This is a genomic window from Actinomadura coerulea, assembly GCF_014208105.1.
Lineage (GTDB): Bacteria > Actinomycetota > Actinomycetes > Streptosporangiales > Streptosporangiaceae > Spirillospora > Spirillospora coerulea.
Map to the genome: position 1 here is coordinate 6304385 of NZ_JACHMQ010000001.1, position 12771 is coordinate 6317155.

A 12771-nucleotide genomic window follows, 5' to 3' on the forward strand; every position below is an offset into this window, starting at 1 on the left:
CGCGAACTTGCGCGGTCGGTGACGTGGGTGGTACCTCTTGATCTCGGCCGCGTAAGTGCGCGGAACTCGCACCCCCTGGAGGTGGCGCGTTGAGTACGGAACCGCTCGCGTACCGGGCCGAGGAAGCCCCCAGCGTCTTCCCCATCGGCCGTACGGTCCTGTTCAAGCTGATCAGGACCGGCGAGATCGAGTCGTTCAAGGTGGGCAGGGCGCGGTTCATCCCGCGACAGGCGCTCATCGACTTCATGCAGCGCCAGATCGCCGAGCAGAACGGCGGCGGAGGGCGGGCCGCCTGATGTCCCAGAACACACAGAACGGGCCGGGGGTGGAGTCCCGGCCCGCTCGGAGATCAGCGCGGTGGACGGCTGACGGCGCCCTCATCGTAAGGCACCGCCGCTCTGGGGTCGCCGAGCTGGACGACATCCGGCCGGGTGCCCTGCGCGCGTGGGCGTCCGCGTGCTGGCACCTGCGCGAGGCCGGGACCACGCCCCTGCCGCCCGCGCACGTCGTCCGCGCCCTCGCCCGCCGGGGGTGGTGGTGAGCGGTGAGGAGTGGGACGCCTACCCCAACGACGTCGAGACCGAGGGGCACGTCCTTGGCGCGATGATGCTCGCCGAGCACGTCATACCGGACGTCTACCGCGTGCTCGGCGACCAGTTCAACGAGCGGGACACCGTGTTCTATCGGCCCGCGCACTGGATCATCTATCGGACCGTCATCACCATGTGGGACGTCGGTGCGCAACCCGACGCCGTGACGGTCGCTAAGGCTCTCCAGGACGCCGGAGCGCTCGGCCGTGTCGGCGGCCCGGTCAAGCTCCATGACCTGATCGAGCGGGTTCCCACCGTCGCCAACGCCGGGAAGTACGCCGAGATCCTCCAGGACGTCTACCGGCGGCGGCGCGTTGCGGTCCTGCGCGAGGCACTCAGAGACGCCTCGCCCGACCGGGCGCGCGAGCTGACCGAGGAATGGACCGCTGCCGAGGCCCTCTTGCAGGGCACCGCCGGCGGCACGGTCCCCGGCCGGTCGTGGCAGCCGGTCGACCTCGGCCCGATCCTGCGCGGGCAGCACAAGCGCGCCGTGCCCACCGTGGGCGTCGCACGGTCGGACGGGCTGCAGTTCCTCTACCCCGGCAAGGAGCACAGCGTCATCGGCGAGATGGAGTCCGGCAAGTCGTGGTTCTGCCTCGCGTCCTGCGCGGCCGAACTCGTCGAAGGCAACCACGTGCTCTACATCCACTTCGAGGAGACCGACCCGACCGACACCGTTGAGCGGCTGCAACTGCTCGGCGTGTCCGCCGCGGTGATGCTGGAGCGGTTCCGCTTCGTCGGACCCGATGAGCCCGTGCGGCCCGACCTGCTCGCCGCCCTCCTCGACCCGGCGCCGACCCTGGCCGTGCTCGACGGCGTCAACGAGGCCATGTCGCTACACGGCCACGAGATCCGCCAGGAGGACGGCGCCGCGGCGTTCCGGCGCCACCTGGTCAAGCCCTGCACGGCCGTGGGTGCCGCCGTCCTCGCCGCCGACCACGTCGTCAAGGACCGGGAGAAGCAAGGCCGCGGGCCCCTCGGCTCAGTGCACAAGGGCAACGCCGTCAACGGATCGCTGATCCTCATCGAGAACGCCGAGCCGTTCGGCCGCGGGCAGCGTGGCCGCTCGCACGTGTTCGTGACCAAGGACCGTCCGGGCCACCTGCGCGGCCATGGGCGGGCGACCAAGACCCCCGGAAAGACCTTCATGGGCGAACTCGTCGTCGACGACACCCGCACCGAGTGGGACGGCCTGAGCTTGCGCATCTGGGCGCCTGCCGACCGCGATGAGGACACAGCGCCAGCCGACCCGCACGCCGATGATGACGAACACGTGCTCGACGTCGTCCGGACGCTCGTCAGTGCTGGTGAGGTGGCGACGCTGCGCGCCGTCCGGGCCAAGTCCAGGTTCGGCAACGAGAAGACCGCCGACTGCCTTACGCGCCTGGTGATCGACGGGCGCCTCGTCGAGGAACCGGGCGAGCGGAAGGCCCGCACGTTCGTCCCCACCGGTTCGGGCTCTCTCTCGGGAGGTGGTTCCTCGTGACCGCGGCACCGGTCCGGTTCGACCGGTCCCCTAAGAGGGGGGACCGGACCGGACCGGTCCCGGATGTGGTTCCGACCGGTTCCAAGACCACTCAAGACCAGTCAGGACCGGTCGTCTCCCAGGACGTGGAGAACGACCTACGGCAGGCCGTCGAGCGCCGCCTTGCCGAGCGTCTCGCGGACGCTCGCCGGCGCCGTGCGCTACGGGAGCGCGCACGGGCCGAGAAGGCCGAGCGCCGGACCGCAGGACTCAAGAGCAGGCACGCGCGCAAGGCCGCGCGAGAGAGGAACCGATCATGACCGAACGCGACCCGTTCGCCGTCCTCGCCGAGCACCTCGGCATCACGCCGGAGGAGGTCGGCGCCATGGGCCGAGACGACCTCGCCCGCATCCGAACGGCCACGCTCGCCGAGCGCGACCAGATCACGGCCGAGCTGCGCGAGTACGGCATCACCCCCGGGGAGGGCTCGTGATCGAGTTCCGAGACCTCGCGCTGCGCATCGTCCGCCGCAACGAGGCGCACCTGTGCAACGACGGGGCCGACGTCCAGACGGCGCGGGCCGTCGAGCGGCTGGAGCGGTTCCACCGGACGACTCCGCTCACCCCGGTCCGGGACACGGCCGTCGACCTCGCCGGGTTCGGGTCGGCGCCCGTCTACTTCGCCGGCGGCGACGAGCAGTACCTCCTGCTGTCCGAGGTCGCCGAGGCGCTCGGCGTGCCGGTGTGGGAGGCGTGCCGGTGGGCGCGCGAGGAGTGGCTACGGGCCGTCGAGGAGCAGCGCCAGGCCGACGAGGAGCGCGGGGACGACCGCCTCGGGTGGGAGTGCCTGCGCGACTACTGCGACCTTCACCTGGACTTCGTCGCCGACGACCCCGAGGCCGCGCCGGACGCCGACGGCCGCCGCTGGGCGAGCTACGGGGACTGGCTGATCTCCACCGACCGCGTCCCCGCGTTCATTCTCGACAGCCCGTGGCGGGCGGAGTTCCTCCGCAACTGCCGGGGCCTGTTCGCGCACGCCGCGACGAAGTCCGGTCTGGCCGACCTGCTCGACGGCGTCCAGACCTACCGGCAACCGCCCTGGGACGGCCCGGCCGAGCCGACCGGGGAGACGCTCGGCGACCGGTTCCGCCGCCGCGCCGAGGTGATCGACGAGGCCGACGCGATCGAGCAGGCCCGCCGCGGACCCGTGCTCGACGACGACCAGGAGGAGCTTTGACCGGCCCTGACGACCTGCGCGCCGCGCTCGGCCGCCTGACGTCCGCCGAGCGGCAGACGCTCGCCGTCCGGTGGGGAGAGAACGCGCGCAAGTGGGCGGGGACCTCGCCGCACCTCGGCCGCGTGTGGGAACTCCTCGCCGCCCAGGTGGCCGACGTCGACCGAATGGAGCGGGCACGGCGCGCGGCCGGCGGGGACGCGCCCCACACCATGCGCCAGGCCAAGACCCCGAGGAAATGACCGCCTCGCACGCGCGTGCGAGCGAACGTTCACGAGACAGGAAGGGAACACCATGACCCAGGCCACCACCGACCCGGCCGCCGCCGCCGAGCAGCTCGAAGCGGACGCGCGGCGACTGATGCAGCAGGCCGGCGAGCGCCGCGCCGAAGCCGAGCGCGCCGAGGCCGAGCAGGCCCGCCGGCGCGCCGAGGCGACGGACCGCTTCTACGCCGAGCAGCGCACCGCCTACCCCCAGAACGTCGGCCGGATCGACGCCGCGTGGCGCGCGTTCGTCGACGCCGTCCGAGACGGAGACGGCGCGGCCATCCTCGCCCGGTGGCGGGACTACCGCATCACGCGGCGGCTCGTCACCGACGCCTTCCGCGCGTTCGCGGGCCACGAGCGCGAGCGGCAGACGGCCGCCATCCGCGCCGAGCGCGAGCGGTGGGGCGCGCTCGTCACCGAGTGCGGCCTGCTCGACACGTGGCCGAGCAGCCAGCGCGGCGCCGAGTACGCCGAGCGGCTCGCCGCCTACAACAAGGCCCGCGCCGAGGCTCTCGGCCTCTCCGGGTACGACCCGGCCGCGCGGCCCAAGGACGACATCCCCGAGCCGCCCCGCCTGCCGTCCGGATCGATCGGAGGCCCCGAGCCGCGCGAGGGCGAGAGCTTCGACGCCGCGCTCGGCAAGGCCATGGACATTGTGGAGCGCGAGGCGGTCGCCGCCCAGCGTGACGAGCGCCGCGCCGCCCTCGCCGCCTACGTCGAGCAGGAGGGAAACCGATGACCGACAAGCCCGACCCGCTGGTCCCGGCGCTGTCGCCGCCGCTCGATCGACGCCGCGCGATGCTGGAGTCCATCTCGGCCAAGTCCGCCCGTCTCCTCAGCATGAAGACCGACGCCAACGGCAAGCCCATCGCTCACGCCGACCCGCAGGACGACCCACCGCCCGCGGCCTGAGCGCAACCCAGACCCCGGCCGCGCCCGTTGGGGCCCGCCATGGCAACAGGGCGCGGCCGGTCCCCTCACGAGAGGACCGCACACATGAACACCGACGACCAGCAGCCGCCCGGGTTCGGGCACGGACTCATCGGCCGCATGACCACGTTCGGCGCCGAGCCGACCGGGGGTGCCCAAGAAGACCAGGGGGGCCAGGGGGCGCCCGTGGGGGACGACGAGAACGCCGCCCCGGTCGCCGCTGAGGAGTCCTGATGCCGCGCCGCGGTGGCCTGCGTCCCTGCCCTACCCCCGGCTGCCCAGAGCTGACCCGGGGCGGCCGGTGCGAGGACTGCAAGCACGAGGCCGACCAGCGGCGCGGCAGCAGCAGCGAACGCGGGTACGGCCGACGCCACCGCGAGCGCTTCCGTACGCGCGTGCTGGCCAAGCATCCCGTGTGCCAGGTGTGCCGACAGGCGCCCGCCACCGAGGCCGACCATCACCCGATCGACAGGCGCACGCTCGAACTCCGCGGACTCGACCCGGACGACCCGGTGTACGGCCGTGGTCTGTGCAAGCCGTGCCACTCGCGCGAGACCGCCAAGCACCAGCCCGGAGGATGGCACGCCGACCAGCAGCAGTGAAGGAGCCACCCGCCCCCTGGGGGACCTCCTCTCGACCGATAGGGGGCGGCAGCCGCCGGGGAGGGCGCTGAGAGGTGCCGCATTGCTCACGACCCCGTTTTTCAGGACCCACAGGAGGTGATCGAGTGGACGAGATCGAGCAGCCGCCCGCCGCCCCGGCCGGGCTCGGCGAGGCCGGCGCCGCGCTCTGGGCCGACGTCGTGGAGGTGTTCGAGCTGGAGACGGCCGAGCGCCGGACGCTGGAGCAGGCGTGCCGGACGGCCGACGAGCTGGAGCGCCTCGCCGAGCAGCTGCGCGCCGAGCCGCTCGTCGTCCCGGGCTCCATGGGCCAGGTCCGCGCGCATCCCCTCCTGGCCGAGGTCCGCGCGCACCGCCTGCTGCTCGGCCGCCTGCTCGACGAGCTGGCGCTTCCGCACGAGGGCGAGGACGCCGGGAAGACGCCGAGGCAGCGTCAGGCGTCCGAGGCCGCGCGGGTCCGGTGGGACCTGGAGCGCGCGAGGATGGGCCGCGGTGGCGCGGCGTAGGCGCCCGGCCGCGCCGGTCGTCGAGCGGGACGAGCGCCCCGCGTGGCTGGAGCGCTTCCGCTTCCGCGAGTGGGACACGCCGGCGGACGGGCCGCCGCTCCCTCACGACCTGGAGGACTTCGCCGCGTGGCCGTCCCCAGAGGCGCGCAGGGCCGCGATATCGACGGTGGCGGGGCCGAGGTACCACCGCGCGGCGCAACGCTGGGAGAAGGCCGTCAGGGAGTGGCTCGGCGCGAACGGGATGGCGACGAGGCGCTTCCGCCCGCCGCAGATGACCTATCAGGAGTTCCAGCGGTTCCGCGAGGAGACCCCGGCGCGCGTCCTGCCCGATCCCCGCGGCCCGTCCGCCCGCTACCGCCTGCCGCGCGGCGTCGCCGACGAGACGACCTAGTCCGGACAGGCCACGACCCCCAGAGCTGGCGGAGTGCTCCGGGGGTCGTGGCGTGGAGGACGGCGGCCGGGAGTACGGGGGTGGGCTCGACCGGTCGCCGCCCGGCTTAGGTGACCTGCTCGGCCACGTACCGGGCAGGGTGCGCGGTCCCGGGCGGCACGGTGACGGTCTCGACGCTTCCCTCTGGCGACCGGACCCGCCATGTGCCGCCGCCCATGTCGATCAGGGTCGCCTGGATCCGGCCGTCCATCTCCAGGAACCACACGCCGGCCTCGTCGACGAGCTCGTATTCGCCGACCTCTACCCGGCTCACCGCAGCCGCCGCACGACGGCCAGGGCGGCGTCGGGGTGACCGGCCTCGGCGAGCGGCCGCCGGTGGCTGTCCCACAACCACAACCGGCCGCCGTCGTCCGGCCGGGGCGCGCACCGTACCTGCTCGACGCGCCCACCCGTCAGGAGGGCGACATGGAGCACGCCGTCGCGTAGGTCGGCGGCAACGCTGTCGTAGGCGCGCACCTGCTGGCCGAGCACGTAGAGGTGCTGATGCGCTTGCTGATGATGGGTCGCGGTCATCGGGGGTCCCTCCCGTCGCGGACTGTGACGGTTACCGTACGCCGCCTAGCTACACCTGTACACCTCTTGCACAGGTTAGACACTCCGGACCACACCTAATGAGCATTAGCGCACGTCAAATACCGTTTACGACATGGCGTACGAGTTCCTGGGACCGGAACCGATCTACCGGCAGATAGCCGCGATCCTGCGCGCCCGCATCGCCGATGGCGCCTACCGGCCCGGCTACGCCATCCCCTCCACGTCGGCGCTGTGCGAGGAGTTCGGCGTCACGCATCGGACGGTGCGCGCCGCTACCCGCCTGCTGGTCGACGAGGGTCTCCTCGTCGGTGCGGTCGGCCGCGGGATGTTCGTCTCCCGACCCGAGGACCGGCAGGACGCCGGCGAGTAGGCGCGCAGAGACGACGCAGGGCCCGACCATGTAGAGCCCGACCTCAACATGGTCCCGACCATGTCCGCGGCGTCGCGAAGATGGTCCGGGCACGGCGCCCCATGGACAGCAGAGAGCCCCGCCGGTCGGTGACCTGACGGGGCTCTCGCCTGTCCGGAGCGCTACTCGACGTCGCACCTGCGGACCGTCGCGAGGCAGCGCCGGATCATGTCGCTGATCTCGCGGAGCGCGCGGTCGAACTCCTCCTCGTCGCCGTTGCGGCACACGTCGGCGAACGCGCGGTGCGCCTCGGCCGCCTGGCGGACGGCCTGGCCGAGGTCGACGTCCCGCACGTCGTCCGCCTCGGCCTCCAGCATCGCGGCGAGGTCGTCGGCCCGCTGTGCGAGGTCGGCCCGGCGGCGGGCCATGTCGCGGACGTCGGGCGGCTCCCCGTTCGGCCACTCGCCCGGGATGGTGCCCGTGACGGGCTGCTCGTCGGCGCGCTGCCTCGCTTCCTCGTCGGCGCGGCGTCCGGCCTCGGTGAAGGGCTCGGCCGTGGGGAACTCGTGGTGCCGCGAGCAGTCGAACCGCGCCCGGTCGTTCTCGTTGGGCAGGTACTCGTACTCGACGGTCCCGCAGTCCGGGCAGGCCGCGGCGCACGTGAGGCAGGCGAACACCTGCGCGCCGAGCGCCTCGCCGGCGGGGACGGACCGGGAACCGGCACCGAACGAGGTCCCGCAGGCGACGCACGCGAGGCCGTCGAGCTGGCGCTCGGTCAGGGCGGACACGTCCGGGATGTGGTGGGTAGGCTTCTGAGCCATGAGGGGAGGCCCTTCCTCTCTAGGCCCCGGCCGGTGTTGCACCACCGCGTCCGGGGCTGTCTCGTGTCACCCTCCATAGGGTGTCATGACACCCTCACCATAACCTCTCTGTCATGACACCCACAAGCCTCCATGCGCGCCCGTAGGATGCCGTTCGTCATGACACCCGCTGGAGAGGGCCGCAGATGCCGGGCAAGGGCACGCCTCGCCGAACGATCCGTGTGAGCGATGAGCAGTGGAAGAAGGCCAAGGACAAGGCCGAGAAGGAGGGGCGCGACGTCTCCGACGTCATCCGCGACTGCTTGGACGAGTACACAAAGGACGGCCCGAAGAAGTAGGGGTGAGCAGGTGGCGCGGCCGGTCCCATGTAGCAACGCATGTAGCAACGCGGCGACGTTCACTGAGGTCCGGTCAGGTTCACTAAGGGATGTTCCCCCAGGTCGTAGACTCGCGTGAACCTCGGCGAACCTCTCGCCTAAGGCTACGGATCAGAAGGTTAGGGGTTCGAATCCCTTCGGGTGCACCAGCTCAGAGGCCCCTTCCAGTCATGGAAGGGGCCTCTTGCGTGCGCCATGGGAGCAAAGTTGCCGGGATCCATCGGCGTCCCGACCTCGCTCGGCTTCACGGCGTGGGCGTCGGTCACCGGGCCCGCCGCGGCCCCGTCCGCCAGGCGCTGGCGGTCACGGGGACGCGCCATCGCCCAACAGCCGGGTCCGGTGGGGACTACCCAAGAACGTCGATCGCACGTCACGCGTACGCGTCCCGTGAGCCGCCTCCTGCTCCCACCGGTTCGGCCGCTTGGACCTCGGGCACCACGGAGCGCCTGTTGTCGGGACAGCGCGAGCGTACGCCTTCGGCGGGGGCACTCCGACTCCGGGCAGCTTGGGCGGAGTTACCGTGGGCATGGTGGAGACCGCTGAGGAAGCCGACCAGCGAGCCCGGGTGTTCTGGTCGATGCTGAGAGTCAGCACCGCGAAGCTTGCGATGGACGCGCAGGAGCAGACTCGCGATCCCGACGTGGACGACTGTTTCCTGTGGGAGGCCGGATATCCGGTTCTGTGGCGGAGTGAAGAGGCCGGGTGGGTCTCACCAGAACTGCGCTCGCGTCTTGACGTCCTCGACCACCTACTGGCTCAGCTCAGCGCCAACCGCGACGCATGGACCGACGAAGCGATCACGGCGATGCCGCTTTGGGAAGGTACGCGCCGTGCGGCACGGGACTGCCTTGCGCTCATGCCGGCAGCGCCGTGGGTCGCCGAGCCGTGATGGCCGTCGTGACTGGCCTTGGAGCTCCACTGGAAGCCACGGGGCATGAATGATCTTGGTTCGTGCTGAGCGTGCGCGTTGACCCGGAGTGCAAGGACCGGGTCGGCAAGCCCGGACTGAGCGGCGAGATGGCGCTTGCGTCTTGAGGATGTGGGCCGTGGCTCATCGACCTCTGCCGCGCCCACGGCCACCGGTGCGTCTTGCGCTTTATCGCTTCAATGCCCGGTAGCGGCGGAGTAGGTCGGTGACCTTCTGGTTGTCCGCATCGCCGTTGAGTTCGGTGAGCAGGTCGTCCGGACACAGCTCGTAGACGTCGCCCCACCACTTGCGCCGGCGGTTGTCCCAGATGCGGTAACCACCGGGCACGCCGCGAGCCACGTACCGCCGCCTAGCCATGTGCCGCCCGAGCGATGTCCACCGTCGCATGATCTCAGGGAGCAGCATCCCGGGAGGGCGCGTCCGAGCGGGGCCCCCGCGCTGATGCTCCCTCGGGCGGTTAGTCCTCGTCGGTGGCGGTCCAGTGTGGGCCGCACGGGCGCGGAAGTGTGCCGCGGGCGAGGATCTGTTCGTGGATCTGGTCCAGGGCGGTGTGGAGCGGTCCGAGCAGCGATGGGTCGAGTCCGTCGAAGAACATCCGCTTCACCAGCGCGGCGTGGCCTGGGGTGGCCCGGTGCAGGGCTTCCCGGCCCTGTGAGGTGAGGACCACGTCGGTTCCTCGGGCGTCGGTGCTCGATGGGCGGCGTGCGACCCGAGGGGCTGCGGGGGCTGGCGCCCGACGCCGCATCGGCCGACGGGCTCGCCCAGCAGCTGGGCAGTGCCCTGCCGCTCGGACGGCCCGGAGGACGTCCCGAGGAGGTGGCAGGCGCCGTGCTCTTCCTCGCCTCAGGCCAGAGCAGCTTCGTCACCGGCAGCGAGCTGTTCGTCGATGGTGGTGACGAGCAGCAGTAGTCCGCGCGCGGACGGGGACGGGGTGAGCGGCGGCGCCGAGAGGCGGTCAGCGGCCCAGTGCTCGGCGGAGTGTGAGGCCGTGGCGGGTCTTGAGGCGCCGCAGTTCCCAGAGGCTCACCATCGTGACCGACAGCGGGCCGCCGAGGATCACCGCGAGCCGCGCCGGTACCGGGAGGCCGTCGTAGTCGTGCGAGAACAGGTCCATGATCGCGAGTTCCCAGACCAGGACGGTCGCGATGATCGGGGGCAGGACCTCGTGGATGTCGGCGGTCCGGAACACGTGCACCAGCGCGACGGCGGCGCCGCAGAACACGAACACGATCCCCCACAACGCCACGAGGGCGATGATGATCATGACCAGGAGCTTCGCGTAGACGGCGGGGGACGGCTGCTCGTCGTCCCCGATGAGGCCGCCTTCCGGCATCACGGAGGTGAGCACGACGAAGAACAGCACCGTGCCGACCAGCGCCAGCAGCGACCCGAGCGGCTTCAGCGTCCGCCGCAGGTACAGGGCCCGGGTGTGCGGACGGCTTCCGAGGATGAACGCGCCGACGACGATCGGGAACGTGGCCGGCAGCAGGGTCGCGGACATCACGATCTGGTCGGCCCGCTGATAGGCCAGGGACTGGGCGTCCGAGGCGACGCGGTACGACACCGTGATCCACGCCACCGCGATGAGACCGACCACCGCGCGCAGGACCTGGACCTTGCGCACCGCCGGATCGTCCACCCGGTCCGGCCGCGTCGGTCTGGCCACCTGGCGTCCGGCTATGACGGGGTTGAGCAGCCGGAACACCCGTCGCATGCGGGACGGCGGCCGCGGCGGCCCGGGGGGCGGTCCCCAGCCCGGCTGGGGGCCGCCGCCGTACTGCCATCCCGGCTGCGGGGGCCTGCCGGGCGGAACGCCCCGGCCCGGCGGCTGCGGCGGCCACGCCGGCGGCTGCGGTCCGCCGCCGTACGGTCCCCAGGGGCCTTGTCCAGCACTCATCGACGTCCCCGCACTCTTGAGGATACGACCGGGCGCTCATCGTAACCGGGTGAAAACACATGGCAAGGGATGAAATCGCCGCCGTCGCGATGGCTTCCTCCGGAGGTGCGGGATCGGCTGCCGGAGCACGCTCCCCCGCACCTCAGCCCATTTGACACCGCCAGGGTGGAAAAGGTTCGTGCGACCGTTTCTGCCACTCGTGCAAACGGACGAGACGGAGAGCTCGGCCAGGGATAACTTCGTTTGGACATCGACGGCCAGGGCGGCCGGGAGCCGCCGCCTGCGCCGGCCGGGCGTCGACGCTGCGCTGGGAGCGATTCGTGAAGCTGCGAGATGAGATCGAGACGGCCCTGCGAGGCTGGCACGCCTACGAGGCGGGCCGGGGGCCGGTGACCGTCATCGACTTCGACTGCGCGCCCACCGCCGCGCCCGTCGAGCCCGCGACCAGCCGTCTCGCGGTCTACCGGCGCTTGGCCGACCTGCGCGTTCGCACTGTCGAGGCGGGCGCCGACCGGCTCACCGCGCGCCTGACGGCTGATCTCGCCTATCTCGGCGCCCTCCTCGGGGAGCACCCGCCGCTGAGCGACTATGTTCAGGCGACCCAAGGGTGCGTCGCCACGGGTTGGCACGGCGACTACGTCGCCTACCGCGGTGACGAGGCCCGCCGGGCGCTCGGCGCCCTAGGGGTCGGGTGGGGTTCCGAGACCGTCCGGGAGTTGAGAGCGGTCGAGGGGCCGATCGAGGCAGGTGAGGCGCCGGACGCGATCCGGCAGGCCGCCGCGGACTACGAGACCGCCGTCCGGCAGGCCACCGGGAGCCGGGCGCCGTTCGACCTCACCATCGAGACCGCCGAGGTGGACGCCTACTGGGCGTACTGGCTGGACGGTTCCGGCGCCGATGTCCGGCTGCGACTCAACCTCCGCCGCGCCGGCTTCACCAAGGTCGCCGCCCGCCAGTTCGCCCTGCATGAGGTCCTCGGCCACGGCCTCCAGAGCGCGAGCTGGACGGCCCGTGCCGCCGCCTGGGAAGTCCCTTGGGCGCGCCTGATGTCGGTGCACGCGCCGCAACAGGTTCTGCTCGAAGGGCTCGCGCAGGCGCTCCCGCTGTTCATCGCCCCTGATGACGAGCTGATGGTCGCCCGCACCAAGTTCGACCACTACAACCAACTCGTACGCGCCGAGCTGCACATGGCCCTCGATCAGGGGGCCGGTATCAGCGAACTGGCAGAGCACGCTCGTTCGCGCATGCCCTGGACGACCGAGGCCGCCATCGCCGACGTTCTCACCGACAGGGGAGCCAATCCCCAACTCCGCTCATACCTGTGGGCCTATCCCGCTGGAATCGACTGGTTCGCCGATCTCGCCCAGGCAGACGAGGCCACCAGAACGGACGTCCTCCAAGCCGCCTACCGAGACCCGTTGACGCCCGCGGAACTGGCGGCGCTCTGGCCGTCGGGGCCCACCATCGGCGGCCGTCTCACCTGAGACACCGTCTCCCGGGACCTCACCTGGGCGGTGAACGCCTCGACCGCGTCGACGACCGCCTCGAAGCGGAGGGAGTGGTACAGGTCGAAGGCGTGCTGCCCGCCCCTCAGTTCGGCGTAGACGACGGGGGCGGTCGAGAGCTGGCGTAGCTGGTCGGTGAACTGCCGGGCGTCCGCCACGGGCACCAGCGGGTCCTTGTCGCCGTGCGCCACGAAGAAGGGCGGTGCGTCCGGGGTGATGTGGGCCAGCGGCGAGGACTCGGGCCCCTGGCCGAAATAGGGGCCGTACCAGCCGTTCAGATAGATGGCGCCGGTCACGGA

23 protein-coding genes are annotated in these 12771 nt (G+C 71.8%); 16 read left to right on the forward strand and 7 right to left on the reverse strand.

The window, feature by feature from the left end; genetic code table 11:
* Nucleotides 1-89 precede the first annotated feature (89 nt).
* The 12 genes from BKA00_RS29100 (at nucleotide 90) to BKA00_RS29155 (ending at nucleotide 6001) form a co-directional block, all read left to right on the forward strand.
* Nucleotides 90-296, forward strand: a complete 207-nt coding sequence (locus BKA00_RS29100; protein WP_185030314.1) for a helix-turn-helix domain-containing protein — start codon at nucleotides 90-92, stop codon at nucleotides 294-296.
* Nucleotides 296-541, forward strand: a complete 246-nt coding sequence (locus tag BKA00_RS29105; protein WP_185030317.1) for a hypothetical protein — start codon at nucleotides 296-298, stop codon at nucleotides 539-541. The genes BKA00_RS29100 and BKA00_RS29105 overlap by 1 nt, the downstream gene beginning before the upstream one ends.
* Complete coding sequence (locus BKA00_RS29110; protein WP_185030320.1) at nucleotides 538-2076, forward strand: DnaB-like helicase N-terminal domain-containing protein; 1539 nt, start codon at nucleotides 538-540, stop codon at nucleotides 2074-2076. The genes BKA00_RS29105 and BKA00_RS29110 overlap by 4 nt, the downstream gene beginning before the upstream one ends.
* Nucleotides 2077-2371: 295 nt before the next feature.
* On the forward strand, nucleotides 2372-2548 hold the full coding sequence (locus BKA00_RS29115; RefSeq protein ID WP_185030322.1) for a hypothetical protein: 177 nt from the start codon (nucleotides 2372-2374) through the stop codon (nucleotides 2546-2548).
* A complete protein-coding gene (locus BKA00_RS29120) occupies nucleotides 2545-3291 on the forward strand; it encodes a hypothetical protein (RefSeq protein WP_185030325.1) in 747 nt (248 codons plus the stop codon). The genes BKA00_RS29115 and BKA00_RS29120 overlap by 4 nt, the downstream gene beginning before the upstream one ends.
* Complete coding sequence (locus BKA00_RS29125; protein WP_185030327.1) at nucleotides 3288-3530, forward strand: hypothetical protein; 243 nt, start codon at nucleotides 3288-3290, stop codon at nucleotides 3528-3530. Before BKA00_RS29120 ends, BKA00_RS29125 begins: the two co-directional genes overlap by 4 nt.
* Nucleotides 3531-3582: 52 nt before the next feature.
* Nucleotides 3583-4293: a hypothetical protein gene (locus BKA00_RS29130; protein ID WP_185030330.1), complete on the forward strand. Its 711-nt coding sequence runs from the start codon at nucleotides 3583-3585 to the stop codon at nucleotides 4291-4293.
* Nucleotides 4290-4466: a hypothetical protein gene (locus BKA00_RS29135; protein WP_185030332.1), complete on the forward strand. Its 177-nt coding sequence runs from the start codon at nucleotides 4290-4292 to the stop codon at nucleotides 4464-4466. The genes BKA00_RS29130 and BKA00_RS29135 overlap by 4 nt, the downstream gene beginning before the upstream one ends.
* A gap of 84 nt (nucleotides 4467-4550) precedes the next feature.
* Nucleotides 4551-4718, forward strand: coding sequence for a hypothetical protein (locus tag BKA00_RS29140; protein ID WP_185030335.1), 168 nt, complete (start codon nucleotides 4551-4553; stop codon nucleotides 4716-4718).
* A complete protein-coding gene (locus BKA00_RS29145) occupies nucleotides 4718-5086 on the forward strand; it encodes a holin (protein WP_185030338.1) in 369 nt (122 codons plus the stop codon). Before BKA00_RS29140 ends, BKA00_RS29145 begins: the two co-directional genes overlap by 1 nt.
* A gap of 125 nt (nucleotides 5087-5211) precedes the next feature.
* Nucleotides 5212-5610, forward strand: coding sequence for a hypothetical protein (locus BKA00_RS29150; RefSeq protein ID WP_185030341.1), 399 nt, complete (start codon nucleotides 5212-5214; stop codon nucleotides 5608-5610).
* Nucleotides 5597-6001 (forward strand): hypothetical protein, encoded by a 405-nt coding sequence (locus tag BKA00_RS29155; RefSeq protein WP_185030344.1) that lies wholly within the window; start codon nucleotides 5597-5599, stop codon nucleotides 5999-6001. The genes BKA00_RS29150 and BKA00_RS29155 overlap by 14 nt, the downstream gene beginning before the upstream one ends.
* A 106-nt stretch (nucleotides 6002-6107) precedes the next feature.
* Here the strand turns inward: BKA00_RS29155 and BKA00_RS29160 are convergent, their stop codons facing one another.
* On the reverse strand, nucleotides 6108-6314 hold the full coding sequence (locus BKA00_RS29160; protein ID WP_185030347.1) for a hypothetical protein: 207 nt from the start codon (nucleotides 6312-6314) through the stop codon (nucleotides 6108-6110).
* Entirely contained in the window at nucleotides 6311-6574 is a 264-nt protein-coding gene (locus tag BKA00_RS29165; protein WP_185030350.1) for a hypothetical protein, read from the reverse strand. The genes BKA00_RS29160 and BKA00_RS29165 overlap by 4 nt, the downstream gene beginning before the upstream one ends.
* A 133-nt stretch (nucleotides 6575-6707) precedes the next feature.
* Between BKA00_RS29165 and BKA00_RS29170 the strand changes: the two genes are divergently transcribed.
* A complete protein-coding gene (locus BKA00_RS29170; protein WP_185030352.1) occupies nucleotides 6708-6965 on the forward strand; it encodes a GntR family transcriptional regulator in 258 nt (85 codons plus the stop codon).
* A 161-nt stretch (nucleotides 6966-7126) separates the two neighbouring features.
* Here the strand turns inward: BKA00_RS29170 and BKA00_RS29175 are convergent, their stop codons facing one another.
* Nucleotides 7127-7765, reverse strand: coding sequence for a hypothetical protein (locus BKA00_RS29175; protein ID WP_185030355.1), 639 nt, complete (start codon nucleotides 7763-7765; stop codon nucleotides 7127-7129).
* Between the two features lie 897 nt (nucleotides 7766-8662).
* On the opposite strand from BKA00_RS29175, the gene BKA00_RS29180 reads away from it, so the two are divergent.
* Nucleotides 8663-9031, forward strand: coding sequence for a hypothetical protein (locus BKA00_RS29180; protein ID WP_185030358.1), 369 nt, complete (start codon nucleotides 8663-8665; stop codon nucleotides 9029-9031).
* Between the two features lie 207 nt (nucleotides 9032-9238).
* Here BKA00_RS29180 and BKA00_RS29185 read toward each other — a convergent pair whose 3' ends face one another.
* Together BKA00_RS29185 and BKA00_RS29190 are read right to left on the reverse strand one after the other, a co-directional pair.
* A complete protein-coding gene (locus BKA00_RS29185; protein WP_221493331.1) occupies nucleotides 9239-9409 on the reverse strand; it encodes a hypothetical protein in 171 nt (56 codons plus the stop codon).
* Nucleotides 9410-9527: 118 nt separating this feature from the next.
* A complete protein-coding gene (locus tag BKA00_RS29190; protein WP_185030361.1) occupies nucleotides 9528-9737 on the reverse strand; it encodes a hypothetical protein in 210 nt (69 codons plus the stop codon).
* Nucleotides 9738-9763: 26 nt separating this feature from the next.
* Here BKA00_RS29190 and BKA00_RS29195 point away from each other — a divergent pair, with 26 nt between their 5' ends.
* Nucleotides 9764-9979, forward strand: a complete 216-nt coding sequence (locus BKA00_RS29195; RefSeq protein WP_185030364.1) for an SDR family oxidoreductase — start codon at nucleotides 9764-9766, stop codon at nucleotides 9977-9979.
* Between the two features lie 46 nt (nucleotides 9980-10025).
* Here BKA00_RS29195 and BKA00_RS29200 read toward each other — a convergent pair whose 3' ends face one another.
* Nucleotides 10026-10736 (reverse strand): hypothetical protein, encoded by a 711-nt coding sequence (locus tag BKA00_RS29200; protein WP_185030367.1) that lies wholly within the window; start codon nucleotides 10734-10736, stop codon nucleotides 10026-10028.
* Between the two features lie 551 nt (nucleotides 10737-11287).
* Between BKA00_RS29200 and BKA00_RS29205 the strand changes: the two genes are divergently transcribed.
* On the forward strand, nucleotides 11288-12451 hold the full coding sequence (locus tag BKA00_RS29205) for a hypothetical protein (RefSeq protein ID WP_185030370.1): 1164 nt from the start codon (nucleotides 11288-11290) through the stop codon (nucleotides 12449-12451).
* Here BKA00_RS29205 and BKA00_RS29210 read toward each other — a convergent pair.
* The gene (locus BKA00_RS29210; protein ID WP_185030373.1) at nucleotides 12373-12768 is read right to left on the reverse strand and encodes an alpha/beta hydrolase; all 396 of its coding nucleotides are present in this window, start codon (nucleotides 12766-12768) and stop codon (nucleotides 12373-12375) included. The two genes, BKA00_RS29205 and BKA00_RS29210, sit on opposite strands and share 79 nt — an antisense overlap.
* Nucleotides 12769-12771 lie beyond the last annotated feature (3 nt).

Excerpts from the sequence above, each read along its gene's own strand:
- BKA00_RS29105 (WP_185030317.1), top strand. The coding sequence starts at position 296 with ATGTCCCAGAACACACAGAACGGGCCGGGGGTGGAGTCCCGGCCCGCT.
- BKA00_RS29115 (WP_185030322.1), top strand. The coding sequence starts at position 2,372 with ATGACCGAACGCGACCCGTTCGCCGTCCTCGCCGAGCACCTCGGCATC.
- BKA00_RS29130 (WP_185030330.1), top strand. The coding sequence starts at position 3,583 with ATGACCCAGGCCACCACCGACCCGGCCGCCGCCGCCGAGCAGCTCGAA.
- BKA00_RS29135 (WP_185030332.1), top strand. The coding sequence starts at position 4,290 with ATGACCGACAAGCCCGACCCGCTGGTCCCGGCGCTGTCGCCGCCGCTC.
- BKA00_RS29140 (WP_185030335.1), top strand. The coding sequence starts at position 4,551 with ATGAACACCGACGACCAGCAGCCGCCCGGGTTCGGGCACGGACTCATC.
- BKA00_RS29145 (WP_185030338.1), top strand. The coding sequence starts at position 4,718 with ATGCCGCGCCGCGGTGGCCTGCGTCCCTGCCCTACCCCCGGCTGCCCA.
- BKA00_RS29165 (WP_185030350.1), bottom strand. The coding sequence starts at position 6,574 with ATGACCGCGACCCATCATCAGCAAGCGCATCAGCACCTCTACGTGCTC.
- BKA00_RS29170 (WP_185030352.1), top strand. The coding sequence starts at position 6,708 with ATGGCGTACGAGTTCCTGGGACCGGAACCGATCTACCGGCAGATAGCC.
- BKA00_RS29175 (WP_185030355.1), bottom strand. The coding sequence starts at position 7,765 with ATGGCTCAGAAGCCTACCCACCACATCCCGGACGTGTCCGCCCTGACC.
- BKA00_RS29195 (WP_185030364.1), top strand. The coding sequence starts at position 9,764 with ATGGGCGGCGTGCGACCCGAGGGGCTGCGGGGGCTGGCGCCCGACGCC.